Origin of the sequence: Neobacillus sp. NPDC058068 (genome assembly GCF_042885335.1) — a bacterium.
Taxonomy (GTDB): domain Bacteria; phylum Bacillota; class Bacilli; order Bacillales; family Cytobacillaceae; genus Neobacillus.
This window is the reverse complement of record NZ_JBHVSI010000007.1, coordinates 165,736-182,847: the sequence shown is the minus strand read 5'-3', so window position 1 is coordinate 182,847 and position 17,112 is coordinate 165,736. Positions and strand designations below refer to the sequence as shown.

Below are 17,112 nucleotides of genomic sequence, written 5' to 3'. Positions count from 1 at the left end.
TATCCCCTCTCTTTTTTTACTCTTTTACTCCGCCTACTAACATACCGCTAATAAAGTACTTCTGTAAGAACGGATATACCAACACAATAGGAAGTGTTGTTATTACCATTGTTGCTTGTTGCAAGGCTTCCGTCGGGATTACTATCCCTGCTTTGATTGCCGATTGCGATCCGACACTCATTAACATTTGATATAAGTAGTATTGAATCGGAAATAAATCTGGATTATCAATATACAACTTTGTAGTGAAGAAATCGTTCCATTGTCCGACTCCGGTAAATAATGCAATGGTAGCAAAAACCGGGAAAGATAAAGGTAGTACTATTTTAAAGAAAATGGTGAAATATCCTGCACCATCAATTTTCGCTGATTCTTCTAAAGATGCTGGCAAGTTTCTAAAGAAATTCATGAAAATTATTAAGTTATAGAAGCTGAATAGTGCTGGAATTATGTAAACCCAAAAACTATTATATAAGCCCAACGATTTAATAACTAGGAAACTAGGAATCATCCCTCCGCCAACAAACATCGTTAAAATACCCATTTTGATAAACCATTTTCTGCCTATGAGTTCTGCTTTGCTCATCGCATAGGCTGCAGCACCTGTAACAATTAGATGGGTTACAACCCCAATAACTGTTTTTAGAACCGAGATACCAAATGCTTTATAAATTGCCGGGGTGCTTAAAACTATTTGATAGTTATCCAGCGAGAATTTTCTCGGCCAAAAATATATCCCTCCTCTCAGTGAGTCCGTTCCATCGTTGAATGACAATGAAACTATATTCATAATTGGGAGAATAATCAATAAACTAAAAAACGAAATAAAAATGATGTTGCAAACATTAAAGACTTTCTCACCTTTTGCCAACTCTATCTCACCTGCCTTAAAAAATGTTTGTGTCGTTAAACTTCTTTGTTAAGTAGTTAGCAATAAGTAACATTGTAATAGAAACAATTGAACCGAAAATTCCTACCGCTGTCGCGTATGAGAAATCTCCTTGTTTCATCCCCATAAAATACACAAATGAATCAATTACTTGGCTGCTTGTCAAGTTAGACGGATTTTGGAGAACCAATGCTTGGTCCAAATTGGAGCCAATAAGCGAACTGATTCGAAGAACAAACATCAGAGTAATGATACCTCTAATCCCTGGAAGTGTAACGTGCCAGATTTGTCTAAATTTTGAAGCACCATCTACCTTAGCAGCTTCATACAATGCAGGATCAACACCTGACATCGCAGCAAGATATAAAATCGTGCCCCACCCTACTTCTTTCCAAATATCTGAGAAGACAGCAATCCACCAATATGCTCCAGGAATCGCAAGAAACTGAATCGGGTTCTCGATAAGATGTAGACTCATTAAAAAGCTATTTATAAATCCAGAACTACTTAGCCATGTAATCAACATACCACCAAGAATAACCCAAGACATGAAATGTGGAAGATAGGAAATTGTTTGTGACGTTTTTTTGAATTTTCCCATTCTTAATTCGTTTATAAGAATCGCCAATAAAATTTCAAATGGGAATCCGAAGATTAACTTCATGAAACTAATACCGAACGTATTTACTAATGAATGATAGAAAGCTGGATCCGTTAAAAAGGCTTTGAAATTATCAAGACCTACAAACGGCGAATTAATAAATCCGTCAATCGCCGAATATTCTTGGAAAGCAACGATCAATCCAAACAATGGGATAATATTGAAAATTATCAATAAAATGATGGCTGGCCATATCATTGTTTGCAATTGCCATTGGGACCTAAATTTCTTTCTTTTACTTGATACTTTCAGGCTTTTTCCCGGAATGGCGACATTATAGGTTTCCTCAGCTCGCTTTAACATGCTGTGCATCTCTTCCTTTCACTTAATAAAAAAAAGTTATATGCCATTTACTACACTCTGTTTCTACTAATCTATTTTCTCCAAAAGGTGAAGATACATTGAGTCCTCAATTTGACGGCATACATTTCCAATTGCTGTTTCCATTTCATTTCAATTCCAATAATAGCGTTTTCATTTCAATGAACATTCTTGCTCCTAAATTACGTTATTGATCAATATTTGCGTCAAAATACTCTGAAAATAAATGATAACTGTTATCTCTTATTTATATTTTAGATGTAAACAGAAACAGTGTCAATGTAATTATTAATAATATTTAATTAATATAGTTAAATATTTTGATACCCATGGTATTCTTCATTTTTTTGCTGAAAATTATCTATCAAATTGATTAAAAAAAGGCACTAAGTGAATTTTATCTAAACAAAACTCGCTTAGTGCTGATATGGATTTACAACTATTTTTTAGTAGACAAAGCTAAATACTTTTTCCTGCATATTATTGATATAAATGTTGAAGTCCCCACGCTCAATTTGTAGCTTCAAAGAATTATCTAGATACTTCAAATCCTCTAAAGAAAGTTCAAATTCAATTGTTTTTGAATCACCTGCAGGAACGTCAACAACCGAATATTTCTTCATCTCGCGAATTGGACGACATACTTTAGAAACGAGATCCTCGATGTAAAGAATTGCAATTTCTGTATGAACGTATGAACTAGAGTTTTCTATTTTGAAAGAAATCTTGATATTTTCAGTTTCAGTAATTTTGTTGCTTGAAATCTTATAATCTGAATACTTAGGATTCGTATAAGTCAAACCGTGACCAAATGGGAACAAAGCTCCCGCTTCGATGTCCTGGTAACGGCTGCTATAACTTGAATCGTTCGCAGGTCTACCTGAATTGTACTCATTGTAGTAGATTGGCGCTTGTGCCGAATGTCGTGGGAATGACATGGTCAATTTACCCGAAGGAGAAGCTTCTCCGAACACTAAATCAGCCACCGCATTACCTGCTTGTGTTCCAGGGAACCAGCAAAGCAGCAATGATGGAATGTCATTGATGATTGATTCCAAAGCTAGTGGTCTTCCAGTAAATAGAACGCATGAATAAGGCTTGTTCAACTTCTTCACTTCACGAATCAATTCTTTCTGGCTATCTTCAAGTTCAAGATTAACACTACTGTGTCCTTCTCCACTTAACTGCCAGTCTTCACCAATAGCTACTAGTACATAATCACAATTTTGTAAAACGTCTTTTGGACAATCTGCAAGCGATTCGTACGCGGCAATATCAGCATCAGGACGAACATTTTTCAAACCTTTCTCTAATGAAACAACATCTTCGAAACGCCCTTTACACATCCAGTTTCCGAGCAATTCGTTTGTTTTAGCGAAAGGCCCTACTACAACAACTTTCCTATGCTCCGCTTTGATTGGTAATGCATTGCCTTCGTTCTTCAATAGTACGCAAGATTTTTCCGCTGACTCGCGAGCAAATTCAATGAATTTCTGATTTAAAAGAACAGCATTTTCTGCATCCTCATCAACATAAGGATTTTCGAAAAGCCCTAAATCGTTTTTCAATTCAAGAACTTTCAATACTGAGTTATCAATCACATTAAGAAGTTCAGGGTTTTCTTCAAGGATTTCTTTACCGTTTTCAAAGTAAAGTGTTGAAACCATTTCGATATCGATTCCAGCTTTTAATCCAAGAGCTGCTGCTTCTTTACCATTTCCAGCAACGCGGTGGTTTTGCAGCTCCGCTACAGCACCCCAGTCCGAAATGACTAGATCGTCAAATCCGTACTTATCTCTTAAGATATCTTGCATCATTTCTTCACTTGCTGTTACAGGAATACCGTTAAACGTATTGAAAGAACTCATTACAAATCTCGGTTTCCCTTTTAATGTTTCTTCATATGGCTTTCCGTAGTAGTCGAAGAATTCACGCATTGACATATCTACAGTGTTATAGTCCTTACCACCGATTGGCGCACCGTATGCTGCGAAGTGCTTCAAACAAGCTGCAACTCCATCGTTTGTTAGTTTGCCGTTCTCTCCTTTTTGATAACCTTCTACCATCGCGAGGCCAAGGTTTCCAGAAAGAATGTGGTCTTCACCAAACGCTTCCATTACACGCCCCCATCTTGGGTCGCGAACTAGGTCAACCATTGGCGAGAAGTTTACGTGAATACCCGCTGCACGCAGCTCTGATGCCGTATGTGCAGCAGCTTCTTTGATTATCTTACTATCCCAAGAACAAGACATTGCTAACGGGATTGGGAAAATTGTTCTGTATCCATGAATGGCATCATGCATGAATAATAGCGGCACGTTCAAACGGGACTTTTCTAAATATGCTCTTTGAATTGCATTTGTAATTTTTGCACTGGAAACACCGATGACGCTTCCGATTGTGTACAGGTTGTTGTTCTCTAAGATAGTATTCGAAAATCCTGGTCCAGTTTCAACCATTTCATCATCAACTCTACCAATGTAATGCTCGCCTGTAATCTGACTAATTTGTCCTAGTTTTTCTTCTAGGGTCATATCCTTTAATAACTCAAAAAGTTTTTGCTTTTCCATATTTATTTCCCCCTATTCACTTAAATTGGTTGGTTCCATTCTAATTTTGGGAGGATATCTTTTTGCAACTCACACATTTCGTCAATCATAGCACAAGCTTGGTAGTAAGTTGGCGCTTGTGGATCAAGAAGAATTGCTTGAAGCAACTTGGTCTTAGACCCCTCATGATATGCTTCAAATAACAACTTATGAATTGTACCCTGAATATGAATTGTTCCAATGAGTGCAGTTGGTAATTCAACTGTCATCGGCACTAATTCCATTCCCTTACCGTTAACAATAGCTTGTGTTTCAACTACCATGTCATCTGGAAGACCTTTGATAGCACCTTTGTTCGGTAAGTTCGCCGCATTGATGACGATTTCGTCATCAAAGAAAATAGCCTCAATGATAGGAACCCCATACTCACTTGTTCCATTTACATTTTCCTTTTTATACTCAAATTGTTCTGCAATCCAAGTCTCTAAATCATTATCCCCTTCGTGCAGTTCACGGTCTACACTACCAGCGTGTGCGCAGTAAACGAATTCAGGGATTCTGGAATTCTTGTCGCCAATCTTCTCATTCGGATTCAATGGGTTATAACGGAATTGCAATGAAAGGCCCGCATAAAAATCATCCGCCCAAGAAATGTATTCACCACAGTGGTTCGCTCCGGGATACGGGTAGTAGCCATATGTATGGTAGATTGTTCTTGAAAGTGCTAAGTGATCGAACTTAGCCAGGCGATTTGCCTTAGCTTCTTTCTCACGGAAAAGTGGATACAAGTCTTTTCCAGTGTTCTTATCCCAAATCTTTGTGAAGAAACCGAAATGGTTTAAACCGCCACCTTCAACAGCGATATCCTCCTTTTTCATTTCAAGCATTTCAGCTAATTGCTCGATACCTATATCTAGACCGTGGCAAAGACCTACAATCTTAATTGAAGTTAGGTTAGAAACAGCCTCAACCAATTTCGCTTCAGGATTTGTGTAGTTAATAAACCAAGCGTTTGGACAGACTTTCTCCATGGTTCTAGCAATCTGTAACATTGGTCCCAAGTTACGCAAAGTATGGAACATTGACCCTGGTCCACCATTTTCTCCATAGATTTGCTTACTACCGTAACGGCGAGGGATATGGAAATCTTGTGCCCAATAGAAATAACGGTTTACTTCTATTGCAACGATTACAAAGTCTGCATCTATTAATGACGACTCTAAATCGGTTGTCATCCAAATCTTTGCAGGATTATCGAAATCTGCAAACATTCGAGTTGCATATTCATGTGTCGCCTTTAAGTTTTTATCACTAATGTCCATCAAGGAGATTTCTAATTCTGTTTCTTCTCTTAATCTATTCGATAAAACTAAATCTTGGAGTGTGCCTAATGCGAAAGAAACGCTTCCTGCGCCTACTAGAGTGACTTTTAGCTTTCTCATTTTTTGGACTCCTTTTATTGTTTTTTATTTATTTTTTGGCTGTGTTAAAAGTGAATGTTGATTTCCGTTCCAGGCGCGAGCGGTTCGCGGGGCGGGCGGTGAGCCTCCTCGGCGCTAAAGCGCCTGCGGGGTCTCACCTGTCCCGCTGTTCCCGCAGGAGTCTCGCGCCTTCCACTCCAATCAACATTGTGCTCAAAATCAACAATGTGCTTTAACACAGCTATTTTTTTAATGTCATGTTTCACCTCTCAATTATTGATTCTGACTGAGGTGTTTAGCTGCAGCGGCATCTAAATAGAAATCGATATGTTCGAAACCTAACATTTCCTGTGCAGGCAACGTTTTCTCGCCGCTCGCAAAAATTTCCTTCACAATTTCAGCTTTATGAGCACCAGTAATAGCCACTACAACTCGTTTACTATCGATTACTTGCTTTAACCCGATCGTGATCCCTTTTTCCAAATTAGTTGGTTGATTAAAATATTTTTGAGCGACTTCCTTCGTCTTCTCAGAAAGATCAACAACTGTACTATAATCGATTACTTTAGAACCCGGTTCGTTCAGTCCAATATGTCCATTCATTCCAACGCCCATCAAGCTAAAAGTAATCGGATTTTTTTTGATTGCTTCATCTATACGAGAGCATTCCTCATCTAGATCTTCTGCTGTTCCATCAAAGAAACAAATTTGTTGTTCTTGAAGACCAACCAGGCTAAATAGATCCTTATTTAGCATTTGGTAGCAACTTCCCTCGGAAGTTTTTTCAATTCCCACCCATTCATCTAGGCTTACAATCTTTAACTTCTGAATATCGGAATTACCTTTGATCATTTCAGAAAATTGCTTATAAGACTTTTCTGGTGTACTCCCAGAAGCCAAACAGAATACTGGATTTTCATTACTTAAATATTCCTTCATTTCTGCAGCAATCTCTTTTGCTACTTCTTCTTCAGTTTCAAAAACTCTTATCATGTTATTTCTCCTTTTTATCTCGAAAGTACTTCATTCATTTCGTTATGCAACGACAAAATTGCAGCTCCAATTGCACTCGAATTTTGAACCAGGCTAATTGAAATCGTAGGCACCCAATCAACATATTGTTCAATACAGCTTTTCACATTCTCAAGCAGTCGATCTGAAAAAACAAAAACTGACTTCCCACTTAAAATGAAATGGTCTATATCTAAAATACTAATTATGTTAATAATTGAAAGCGCTATTTTTTTTGATAAATAGTCAATACACACATCGATTCCCTGGTCCGAGCTCAAATTGTATGTGTTTTCCAAGCGAGAGTATTTTACTTTCCCTTCTAACCATCCAATTGATGACGGTGATTTATGATAGTTTTCATCAAAGCACATATATTCTAGTTCGCCCGCACTAGCATTCATTCCTCGGTATAGTGCGTTATTGATGATAATCCCAGCACCAATACCCTCGCCTACTGAAATATTTACTAAATCTTTAACACTTGGCTCTACTGTATTTAATGTTTTTAAGTCAGCAACCGTTGCTGCGTTAACATCATTTTCAAGACTAACCGGCAATCCAACTCGACTCTCTAACTTATCGATAATCTCTTCATAATTGAAGTCCTCTTCTACACCCTCATCGACACGCATACGAACTGTTCTTTTTCGAATATTTATTGCTCCATCAATAGCTAAACCTACACCTATGATAGTTCCATTAAGTTCATCAGCTTTTTTCTTCATCTGTTTGATAATATCTTCGAAGTAATTAACAAAATCTTCACTTTGAAACGGCAAATTCGTCTCCTCAGAAAAACTATCGACAATTTCTCCGTTGAGATTCACTAGAACAACCGCAACTTTTCTTTCAATTAATTGAATTCCTACCGTAACAAAACTGTTTTCATTTAAACGATAGACAGTTCTCTTCCTTCCCAACCCTCCTGAGCCATCACGACTCTCGCCGGATAAGGTAACGAGACCAATTTCATGAAAAAAATCAACAATTTTACTCACTGTAACAAAACTCATTGTGGTTTTTTTAGTAATCTCAACTTTTGCAAGTTCAGGGTTTTGTAATAGGATTTCAAAAATGACTTTTCTGTTTTCATCTTTGATATCATTAGGCATATACGATCTCATTCAAATCCCTCCAAAAGCATTATAACACAATTATTTTACAAAGTTAAATAATTTATGCGTGTTGTGTATTTATATTATTTTATAAAATTAATTTACAACATTAAATAATATTCTTGAGTAGAGCTCCTGTTTATTTTATAATAAAAAGATGGAACCTGGGGATGAAAACGAAAAACATCATGCTAAGTTAGCCTCCCTGGAAAAAAATAAATTAAGTTACGAGGAGACCAATTATGAGAAATTATGAAAAGTTAAAAATCGCCATAATAGGTGCTGGAAGCGTTTCATTTTGCCCTTCAACGGTTTTAGACATTTTTAAGAGCAAAGAAATTAATACCTTGCCTCTTGAAATTGCTTTGATGGACATCAAAAAAGAAGCACTTGATGTGAGCTTTGACTTCTGTCAAAAATTAAGAGACCAAAAAAATCCTCAAGCGAAAATTTCTGCAACCACTAATTTGAAAGAAGCACTACAAGATGCAGATTTTGTCGTTACAGCAATCGAAAAAGACAGATACCATTACTGGTCACAAGACTTTCATATTCCTCGCAGATATGGTTTTAGACAAATTTACGGAGAAAACGGCGGTCCAGGGGGTTTGTTCCATACATTGCGTAATTTAGGGCCAATGCTAGAAATCGCACATGCAATGGAAGAAGTTTGTCCTGATGCTCTTCTATTAAACTATACAAATCCTGAGGCAAAACTAGTAGAAATTATTTTAAAATCAACAAAAATCAAAGCTGTTGGACTTTGCCATGGCGAATGGTGGGGTGTGTGGCAGGTTGCTCACATTTTAGGTATGAAAATGGAAGATATTGAGACGGAAGCATGTGGACTTAACCACTTCGCCTGCCTAACAAAAATAGTTGATAAAAAGACAGGTAAAGACTTGTACCCTTTACTAAAAGAAAAAGAAAAACAATTGCCTAAACTAGCAAATTGGGATCATGATGCTTTATCAAGATTAATGTTGAGAGTTTATGGCGTATGGATGTACCCAGGGGCTAATCATATTGGTGAATATTTTGCATGGAGCGATGGTTTCTTAGCAAGTGCAGCCATGCAATTCTTTTACGATCCTGCAACAGAAAATCCATGGGACAATAAAAACAACCCACTTGAGCTCGTTTACACGGTGGACTCTACAGTAAACCGTGACTGGGAAACTGATATGGCCCAAAAAGATGCAAAAGATATTTTTGAGAGCGCTTTTACATGGAATGACACAGAAGAGTCAAATGATGTAGTTCAAAGCAGCGAATATGGTGTACCAATTATTGAGGCAATTGTATTCAATAAAACTACAAAAATTGGTGCGGTAAATGTTTTGAATGATGGATATGCACCAAATCTTCCGAACGGTATGGCTGTTGAAATACCTGCTATTGTTGATGGAGATGGGATTCACCCGCAAAAAACAGCAAAAATTCCTACAGCACTTGCTGCTATGATTGCAACTCAAGGCGCAGTTACTGAATTGTTACACGAAGCTTATAATGAAAAGTCAAGAAACAAACTACTCCAAGCGGTTTTATTAGACCCTACAGTTTCGTCCTACAACAATGCTGTAGCGATGATCAATGAAATGTTTGAGCTTCAAAAAGAGGTTTTACCTGACCTAAGATGGGATTAAACGATACATTTTAAGCGGGATTTCCTTTTGGTTCTGTAACTTATTAAAAATAATTTTCATAGTAAAAGCTCGAGAATTTCTGTATTCTCGAGCTTTTTCTATAGAAAACTCGGTGGTTTTCAAAAAATACCACCGAGTTCAAAATTCGCTTATTTCATTCTATGACTAACTTTTTTACTTCGATAATTCATACACTCTCACATATTCAACTTCCATTTCGTATGGAAGCAAATTATCATCTATTTCGCCACCCCAGAATCCACCGATTGCAACATTTAGAATCAAAAAGAATTCTTGATCGAATGGCCAACCTGTTTCGCTGGTATCTTCGTAATCTTGTTTATTATAGCAAGTTACTTCTCTATCATCGTAAAAGAATTTTATGTAATCAGGAGTCCATTCACACGAATACTTATGGAATGAACTTGTTACATTATCAAGCGGTTCAAAATGTGTGCGTTGTGTGTTAATCGCATGATTATAAGTCTCAGTATGCAGGCTCACATGAATCATGTTTTCATCTTTACCAACATGCTCCATGATATCAATTTCACCACACAAAGGCCAATCTTTTCCTTCCATTATACTATTTGGTAGCATCCAAATAGCCGGCCAGCTACCTTTTCCCTTTGGAAGTTTTGCGTTTACATCTACTCTTCCGTATTTCGTTGAAAATTTTCCGTAGGTTAGAAGTCTCGCAGATGTATAATGATTTTCTTCAAAATCTTCTTTGACTCCAACAATGTGTAACTTTCCATCCTTTACAAAGGAATTTTTTAATCTATCTGTGTAATATTGGGATTCATTATTACCAAACCCGTGTCCCCCAATATCATATACCCACTTCTCAGGATTGGGTGCCCCATCATAATCAAATTCGTCACTAAAAATCAACTTCATAAATCCCACTCTCCTTATTGGAAAAACCAAATTAGGTTTTATTATTGTTATAATTTCCTGAGATTTTCAATCACTAGAAAACTATTAATTTAGTTGATTAAACCCGTTGTAATTGAACCTGCTGGAGCTGTGATTTTTACTACTTCTCCATTTAAGCGAATGTTCACTTCTAGGTCTTCTTTAGAAATATTCATTAAAACTGTTACGATCGTGCCGTCTGGATTCATTAATGTGGTCATTTCTAACATTGGCGAATACTTTGTGCTTGCAATCCGCTTCGCTCCTGGCACAATGTAGTGACTGAAATGTTTAATGTAATCATATGAAAGTCTTTCTTCAATAACATCTTTATCTGTATCACACATAATTGGCGCATCACAGTAGTTATTAACATGGTTAGGACCGCCATGTGCATCCAAATAAATGTTCCAATCGATAAATGAATTCATACCAGCATTAATATTGCCGATGATATCTCTACCATACATTTGCGCTTTCTCTAATTGCCCAGTATCTGAAAAACGGCTATATTCTACACAACCTTCAGTGAATATTAATTTTTTATCAGGGAATTTTTCAGAAACGAGGCGGAGCGCATCAAAGTGATCTCCTGTATACCAGTGGAAACCAATTCCTTGTACCATTTTGTCAGTCTCGTTATCAATAATTTCACATGCACGTTCAAAAACACGTTCTTTATTATGATCCCAAATCACTACATTAAGATCTTTAATATCATTTTCTTGAATGGATGGGTATAAGAAGTCGCGCAAGAATTCTTTTTCTTGTTGACCCGTGTACGTGCAAGAATCCCAAGTTTGGACGGCATTCGGCTCGTTTTGAATGCTCAAGGAATCAATTTGATAACCTTTTGCACGGTATTCTTTAATATAGTGGCAAAGATAATCTGCCCAGAATTTTCTATATTCCGGCTTTAAAGAGCCTCCGTATGTGCGTTGCCCATTCGTCTTCATAAATGCCGGTGGAGACCATGGGGACATTAATACGCTCAATTTCTTCCCAGCTGTTGCTTGCGCAGCATCTAGTAGAGGAAGAATGTATTTCTCGTCACGTTCTAGTGTAAAAGACTTGAATTCCGTATCCGTTGGGTCACTCATTGCTTCATACATATCTACTGAGAAGTCACAGCTATCAATGTGCGTTCGAACAATATTGTAACGAGCTCCGCTTTCCCCAAAATAGGCTTCTACCATTTTCTTTTTGCTTTCTTCACTCATTTGAGAATAAGTGAATGCTGCAGCTTCCGTGATTGCTCCACCAAACCCATCAAAAGTTTGGTATTCAATTTGAGGATAAATATTAACCACAGCCATTTCAGTATTGTTGTCTTGGCCAAAATCTAGACTTGATTCAATAGTTTCTTTCGCATCATTTTTGTAAGTTGTTGTAACTAATTTAATTTTCATATGAATACCTCCACTTGATAATTAATTTACAATAGCTTCCATTAATTCATATTCCCTATTTTTACAGAATTTCTGAAATTGCAACTTGGCGATTCTCTTTTGAAGATTTGTTTGTAGCAAGTAGTGTTGCTAGCGTTTGTAAATTATCTCTTCCTGAAATTGCAGGTTCTCTATCCTCTCTGATAGAGCTGGAAAACTCTGCAAACACCCTCTTCACATCCGCGTAGTCAGTCCATTCCAGTGGAACTCTAATAACGTTTTCATGCTCATCTACAAGGTAAACTCCATAGTCTTGGCCAAGATCATCTAAATGAATCGAGCCATTTTTACACTGAATTCTCCATTTACCTTCCCAAGGCGTCGAAAGTCCCTTTGAGAGAAGCGTCCCAGTATAGAAAACTGGTATACCTAACTCCATTTCAAATGCAGCATGCACACAAGGATCGCCCTTATAACCGCTATTTTCCTCATTCCAAGTTTTACCGTTTACAGTTTTTACGTTAGAACCTAGCACATAGCGAATTAAATCGGCGTGATGAATCGCCATTTCCATTAGCATGTAGTTTTCCATTTCATGTTGATAGGGCTTTCCATCATGGAAGTAGTAAAATTGCACGTTTACAAATTCTAATTCGCCCAGTTTCTTTTCTTGAACCAATTTAATTAAATCGAGCACATGCAGGTTATAACGATAGTTCTGATCCACCATTAGCTTAAGTTTTTTCATTTCAGCTAATTCAACCAATTCCTTCCCCTCGTTAATATCTAGCACGAACGGCTTTTCTATTAAAACATGCAATCCACTTTCTAATGCATCTTTACAAACTTCATAGTGAACTGGTGAAATCGCAGATATATAAACTGCATCGGCACCAGCTTCTGCGAATGCCTTTTTGTAGTCGTTATATAATTTGCTGCTGTCAACATTTAGTTGATGAGCCGCTTCTTCCAATCCTGGTTGATATGGATCAACCAATCCTATATATTCAAAATCCGGAGAAGAAACAATTGCATTTACGCCTACCCCAGTTCCGTGCGAGCCTAATCCAACTTGAACAATTTTTAATTTACTCATTAATTAAATCCTCGCATTATTATTTGTGTAAGTGGTCTGTTGTTCCGCCAGGTGGAACTTTCCCGAAAATATACACAGCTGTCATTTTTTCCGTTACTACAAGAGAATGTTCGTCACCTTTTTTCGTAAGAACTAAGTCTCCTGACCCAACTTCGTAAGTATCACCTTCAGTTGTGCAAACTCCTTTACCTGAAACGATAATCCAATACTCATTTCCGTCATGGTAGTGTAATTCGACCTCATCGCCAACTTCCAAACAGTTCACACCATAGTGATTAATTTCGCTCCACTCTGGATATTCATTGATTTCTGCATAACCTTTAATAACTGGCAATTTCTTCAATCTCCTTTATTTTTTTGCTAACGCTTCCAAAATTCATCGTGGCTTTTTCCGTGATTTTTTACTTTGGCTAACTCTGGGTTTTCCAGCCGTATTTTAGAAATGAACTTTCTGTTTTCATCTTTAAGATCATTAGGTAAAAATGATTTCATGGCTTCACAAAACAAAACAATAAAATTAATTAATTAAGTTAAATAATTAAAGAAAATAAATAGGTACAACCGTACCTTATTTATATTATATATTCCAACTAGATTAATAGTCAACTCAACTGAGTAATTACCAAACTATAAAATCTTTTTAGTATTTTCAATCAATCTTTTTTCCGGCGCGATCATCTTTAGATAATCGCGCCCGATTCTTGAATATCATTTTTCTTCAACGAATATAAAAACGGATTCAGTGTGCAATCTGTGTTAAGCAATGAAATAAATTCTGGAAGTACGAATAAACGGGAGGATCCGGCTTTTTTGCATCATTGACGATATCAGCTCTTTTGAGCATTCATTGCTTCCCATTCTTCTTTGCTAGGACCATATACGCCAGGAACCTTCAAGTCAGCTTGTCTCATAAGGACAGTCAATTGTGCGCGATGATGAGCTTGATGTTGAATTAGCAGACGGAAAACAGCTTGAACTGGCATGTCCATCCCAAATAAATTCACGATTTTTTTCATTTTTTCATCTGAAACCTGTTCAGAAAATGCTTGAGTTAACCGCCGACTTACTGTTTTGTAGGTCTCACTGATTTCAGCAGCTGATTTCGGTGCTTCTTTTTGAAGATCAGGAATTTCGAATTTTAATCCTACCTGTGAAGGAAAGTAGTAAACTGCTCCAGTAATGTGCCAAGCTACGCTTCCAATACTGTATAATCCTGGAGAAACTTCCTGATTCAACGATTCATCTGTCAACTCGTCCAGCACTTTTTGGGTAACAGCTGCTTCTTGTTTCCATTCGTTTAAGAAATCAATTACTGATGTAAACATTCCATTCCCTCCTTAAATTAGCAAATCCTTCATTTTTAAACAAGTCTTTCATATTCATTGTATCATGCTCAGCTAACTATTCGCTTCTATCAAAAGGCTTATTCATAAATTAAAAAACCCCATTGTCTTTTCGTGGGCCACCACAGGTCCCGCTAATACATCAGGCCGAAGTCTTCAGCTTTGCTTTTTTCTTCCGTTTTGCTTTTTTCTTACTTTTCACGATGATGATCTTCTTAGGAGATTGAAGGAATTGTTTTTTATCAAGTCCTTCAAAGGCACCACCAACATGTTTCCGAACAATATTGAAAGCCCCATTTACGTCGGCGTGCACTACAGTAGAATATAAGATTAGCAAAATTGAAGGCAATCGCTACTACGGAAAAAGTAATGACGGGACAGGGATCATTTTTTCTACTAAAAACATCGATTCGGATGATGATATAAAAGTCGATGATGAAGTCACATGCTATTTTGAAAAAGGTAATTTAGGGAAAGGATTAGTAAAAGTCAAAAAGAAATAATCTTTTAAGCTGGGGTAAATAAAAAAGCATAGATGAGCAGAATATAACCATGCTCTATCTATCCTTTTTGTACTACTCTCCGAACTTACAACTTACCAATAAAAGTTGTTAAGAACTACGTTACTTTGTCATGAATTTACTTCTGCACTATCTGAATAAGGTTGCCACATGTATCGTCAAATACAGCTATTGTGACATTCCCCATTTTTGTCGGCTCCATAGTAAACTTTACGCCATTTTTCATTAATCGTTCGTACTCATTGCGAACATCTGCAACCCCAAACATTGTTGCTGGGATGCCATCAGCATATATCTTCTTTTGATACTCCTGTGCAGCAGGGTGGTTATTCGGTTCAAGTAAAAGCTCGGTACCGTCTTGATGATCTGGAGAAACAAGCGTTATCCATCTAAATTCTCCGACGGGAACGTCCTCCTTTTTTACAAACCCCAGCTTTTCTGAATAATACTCCAGTGCCATGTCTTGATCTTGTACGAATATACTGGTAACAATGATTTTCATACTTTTTTGCCTCCTTTGATATTTGTGACGCATAGTGTTAATGCTACAATCTAGCCGCAAGCAATCCAACCCAAGTTCTACACCACAAAGAATGGAATTTAACTCGTTCTTAGAAGGGAAATGAAGATGCAGTTATATATATTATTTATTAAATAGAAAACCTTCAGTTTTTTCTTCACCAGTTAACATATCTTTGATTTTAAATTGATTATTTTTTACTTCTTCCTCACCAATTATGATAACCTGACGTACTTTCTCTTTATTTGCTTTATCTAAGGCTTTGCCTAACTTCTTGTTCCCCATTTCCAATTCGACTGTATACCCTTGTTCTCTTAAATAGCTTGCTGCTAATAATGATTCTTTTTGAGTATTCATTGGTATTATGTAAAAATCGACAGTCGATTCTTCTGGGATGTTTTCCTTCGATAATTGTATAGCGGTATAAATGACATCTAAACCAAATGATACTCCAACCGTAGAGAATTTCTCATTTGTACCAATGAGTCCACCAATTGCATTGTCGTATCTACCACCACTGCCAATGCTTGACCTTATGGTTTTGTCTGTTAAAAAAACTTCATAAATAGTGCCAGTATATATCTCTAATCCTCTTGCTAAGAACGGATTAAATACACATTCACTATTAACATTTAGGAAAACTAAATAGGTTTCCAGTTCTTTCAATTCTTCTAATCCTTGTTCAACTTGTTTATTTTGTTTAGCGAAAGGCTCAAAGTAGCTATAACTTTTATTATTTTTATCGTTCAAAAACTGTTTAATGGATTGGACAGTGGAAGCTGAAAGACCTTGTTCAGTCAGCTCCGATAATACCGCTTCTAATCCCAATTTTTCAAGTTTATCAAGGATTAAAACAACTTTATTTATTTTGTCCTCCCCTGTATTAAACACTTCTAACATACCCGTTAATAATTTCCGATTGTTAAATTGGATCATTACCTTTAAACCAAGTTTACGGAATGCATCTAATGCCATCATCATTAATTCTGCTTCAGCAATTTGTGATTCCACTCCCACAATATCAACATCGCATTGAGTAAATTCACGAAAACGTCCTGCTTTGATTGGACCGTCTCTGAATACTTTACCTATTTCATATCTTTTAAAAGGCATCTTGATAGTGGGATTCATTGCTACAACTTTTGCAAATGGGATAGTAAGATCGTATCGAAGTGCCAAATTTCTTTCTCCTCTGTCTGTCAGAGTATACATTTCCTCTAATATCTCAGCACCTCCGCCATACTTAGAAGCAAGCAATTCTGTGTAATTTAAAATTGGTGTTTCTAAGGGTTTACAGCCGTAAAGCATAAAAACGTCTTCTAAAGATCTCCTAATATTTCTTCTTACGACTTCTGCGTTCGGTAAGTAATCTTGTGTACCCTTTACGTTTTGATAATTCATTTTCTTCATCTTCTTTACCTCCATTATTTTGTTAAAATAAAAAACCGCACTAGATTTAAGTTTTAAAACTTAATCAATACGGTTTAATGAGAAATAGCCTTCCTATATACGACTAAAAAATCGAATAGCAAGGCTAGTTTTTATGATGATGGAATTGTGACAGAGAAGGGATATTAATAAGAGACAGCATTTTTTTCACCTCTAATTTCCATTTAATTTATCATACTCTTTGGTATATTTCAACTTTGGCTTACGTAAATTAGTTTTTCTTTTTTTTATATGTAAGTCGAATACAATATGGCCCTAAAC

Annotated in this window: 15 protein-coding genes; 2 read left to right on the top strand and 13 right to left on the bottom strand. The window is 36.7% G+C overall.

The window, feature by feature from the left end; all coding sequences use genetic code 11:
- Positions 1-16: 16 nt before the first annotated feature.
- The 6 genes from ACFVSW_RS10465 to ACFVSW_RS10440 all read right to left on the bottom strand — a co-directional run bounded on the left by ACFVSW_RS10465 (position 17) and on the right by ACFVSW_RS10440 (position 7,979).
- Positions 17-877, bottom strand: coding sequence for a carbohydrate ABC transporter permease (locus tag ACFVSW_RS10465; RefSeq protein ID WP_387315583.1), 861 nt, complete (start codon positions 875-877; stop codon positions 17-19).
- Positions 878-887: 10 nt separating this feature from the next.
- Positions 888-1,853 carry an ABC transporter permease gene (locus ACFVSW_RS10460; RefSeq protein WP_387315475.1) on the bottom strand — a complete coding sequence of 322 codons (966 nt, stop codon included), beginning with the start codon at positions 1,851-1,853 and terminating at the stop codon, positions 888-890.
- 464 nt (positions 1,854-2,317) lie between these two features.
- Positions 2,318-4,441: a glycoside hydrolase family 3 N-terminal domain-containing protein gene (locus ACFVSW_RS10455; RefSeq protein WP_387315473.1), complete on the bottom strand. Its 2,124-nt coding sequence runs from the start codon at positions 4,439-4,441 to the stop codon at positions 2,318-2,320.
- 20 nt (positions 4,442-4,461) lie between these two features.
- Positions 4,462-5,862 (bottom strand): family 4 glycosyl hydrolase, encoded by a 1,401-nt coding sequence (locus ACFVSW_RS10450; protein WP_387315471.1) that lies wholly within the window; start codon positions 5,860-5,862, stop codon positions 4,462-4,464.
- A 252-nt stretch (positions 5,863-6,114) separates the two neighbouring features.
- Complete coding sequence (locus ACFVSW_RS10445; protein ID WP_387315469.1) at positions 6,115-6,834, bottom strand: 6-phosphogluconolactonase; 720 nt, start codon at positions 6,832-6,834, stop codon at positions 6,115-6,117.
- 14 nt (positions 6,835-6,848) lie between these two features.
- Positions 6,849-7,979 carry an ROK family protein gene (locus ACFVSW_RS10440; protein WP_387315468.1) on the bottom strand — a complete coding sequence of 377 codons (1,131 nt, stop codon included), beginning with the start codon at positions 7,977-7,979 and terminating at the stop codon, positions 6,849-6,851.
- A gap of 233 nt (positions 7,980-8,212) precedes the next feature.
- On the opposite strand from ACFVSW_RS10440, the gene ACFVSW_RS10435 reads away from it, so the two are divergent.
- Positions 8,213-9,616 (top strand): family 4 glycosyl hydrolase, encoded by a 1,404-nt coding sequence (locus tag ACFVSW_RS10435; protein ID WP_387315466.1) that lies wholly within the window; start codon positions 8,213-8,215, stop codon positions 9,614-9,616.
- 174 nt (positions 9,617-9,790) lie between these two features.
- On the opposite strand, the gene ACFVSW_RS10430 is transcribed toward ACFVSW_RS10435, so the two are convergent.
- The 5 genes from ACFVSW_RS10430 to ACFVSW_RS10410 all read right to left on the bottom strand — a co-directional run bounded on the left by ACFVSW_RS10430 (position 9,791) and on the right by ACFVSW_RS10410 (position 14,343).
- On the bottom strand, positions 9,791-10,516 hold the full coding sequence (locus ACFVSW_RS10430; protein ID WP_387315464.1) for a glycoside hydrolase family 16 protein: 726 nt from the start codon (positions 10,514-10,516) through the stop codon (positions 9,791-9,793).
- Between the two features lie 89 nt (positions 10,517-10,605).
- Positions 10,606-11,943, bottom strand: a complete 1,338-nt coding sequence (locus ACFVSW_RS10425; RefSeq protein WP_387315461.1) for a glycoside hydrolase family 30 protein — start codon at positions 11,941-11,943, stop codon at positions 10,606-10,608.
- Between the two features lie 61 nt (positions 11,944-12,004).
- Positions 12,005-13,018 (bottom strand): Gfo/Idh/MocA family protein, encoded by a 1,014-nt coding sequence (locus ACFVSW_RS10420; protein WP_387315459.1) that lies wholly within the window; start codon positions 13,016-13,018, stop codon positions 12,005-12,007.
- A 19-nt stretch (positions 13,019-13,037) separates the two neighbouring features.
- Entirely contained in the window at positions 13,038-13,352 is a 315-nt protein-coding gene (locus ACFVSW_RS10415) for a cupin domain-containing protein (protein WP_387315457.1), read from the bottom strand.
- Between the two features lie 493 nt (positions 13,353-13,845).
- A complete protein-coding gene (locus ACFVSW_RS10410) occupies positions 13,846-14,343 on the bottom strand; it encodes a DinB family protein (RefSeq protein ID WP_387315455.1) in 498 nt (165 codons plus the stop codon).
- A 302-nt stretch (positions 14,344-14,645) separates the two neighbouring features.
- Here ACFVSW_RS10410 and ACFVSW_RS10405 point away from each other — a divergent pair, with 302 nt between their 5' ends.
- The gene (locus tag ACFVSW_RS10405) at positions 14,646-14,864 is read left to right on the top strand and encodes a hypothetical protein (RefSeq protein WP_387315453.1); all 219 of its coding nucleotides are present in this window, start codon (positions 14,646-14,648) and stop codon (positions 14,862-14,864) included.
- 136 nt (positions 14,865-15,000) lie between these two features.
- Here ACFVSW_RS10405 and ACFVSW_RS10400 read toward each other — a convergent pair whose 3' ends face one another.
- Together ACFVSW_RS10400 and ACFVSW_RS10395 are read right to left on the bottom strand one after the other, a co-directional pair.
- Positions 15,001-15,384 carry a VOC family protein gene (locus tag ACFVSW_RS10400; RefSeq protein WP_387315451.1) on the bottom strand — a complete coding sequence of 128 codons (384 nt, stop codon included), beginning with the start codon at positions 15,382-15,384 and terminating at the stop codon, positions 15,001-15,003.
- A gap of 141 nt (positions 15,385-15,525) precedes the next feature.
- Positions 15,526-16,812 carry a histidine--tRNA ligase gene (locus tag ACFVSW_RS10395; protein ID WP_387315449.1) on the bottom strand — a complete coding sequence of 429 codons (1,287 nt, stop codon included), beginning with the start codon at positions 16,810-16,812 and terminating at the stop codon, positions 15,526-15,528.
- Between the last annotated feature and the right edge of the window lie 300 nt (positions 16,813-17,112).

Coding starts and splice junctions, on each gene's coding strand:
- ACFVSW_RS10410 (WP_387315455.1), bottom strand. CDS start 14,343: ATGTTTACATCAGTAATTGATTTCTTAAACGAATGGAAACAAGAAGCA.
- ACFVSW_RS10395 (WP_387315449.1), bottom strand. CDS start 16,812: ATGAAGAAAATGAATTATCAAAACGTAAAGGGTACACAAGATTACTTA.
- ACFVSW_RS10400 (WP_387315451.1), bottom strand. CDS start 15,384: ATGAAAATCATTGTTACCAGTATATTCGTACAAGATCAAGACATGGCA.
- ACFVSW_RS10425 (WP_387315461.1), bottom strand. CDS start 11,943: ATGAAAATTAAATTAGTTACAACAACTTACAAAAATGATGCGAAAGAA.
- ACFVSW_RS10435 (WP_387315466.1), top strand. CDS start 8,213: ATGAGAAATTATGAAAAGTTAAAAATCGCCATAATAGGTGCTGGAAGC.
- ACFVSW_RS10440 (WP_387315468.1), bottom strand. CDS start 7,979: ATGAGATCGTATATGCCTAATGATATCAAAGATGAAAACAGAAAAGTC.
- ACFVSW_RS10450 (WP_387315471.1), bottom strand. CDS start 5,862: ATGAGAAAGCTAAAAGTCACTCTAGTAGGCGCAGGAAGCGTTTCTTTC.
- ACFVSW_RS10455 (WP_387315473.1), bottom strand. CDS start 4,441: ATGGAAAAGCAAAAACTTTTTGAGTTATTAAAGGATATGACCCTAGAA.
- ACFVSW_RS10445 (WP_387315469.1), bottom strand. CDS start 6,834: ATGATAAGAGTTTTTGAAACTGAAGAAGAAGTAGCAAAAGAGATTGCT.
- ACFVSW_RS10460 (WP_387315475.1), bottom strand. CDS start 1,853: ATGTTAAAGCGAGCTGAGGAAACCTATAATGTCGCCATTCCGGGAAAA.
- ACFVSW_RS10420 (WP_387315459.1), bottom strand. CDS start 13,018: ATGAGTAAATTAAAAATTGTTCAAGTTGGATTAGGCTCGCACGGAACT.
- ACFVSW_RS10430 (WP_387315464.1), bottom strand. CDS start 10,516: ATGAAGTTGATTTTTAGTGACGAATTTGATTATGATGGGGCACCCAAT.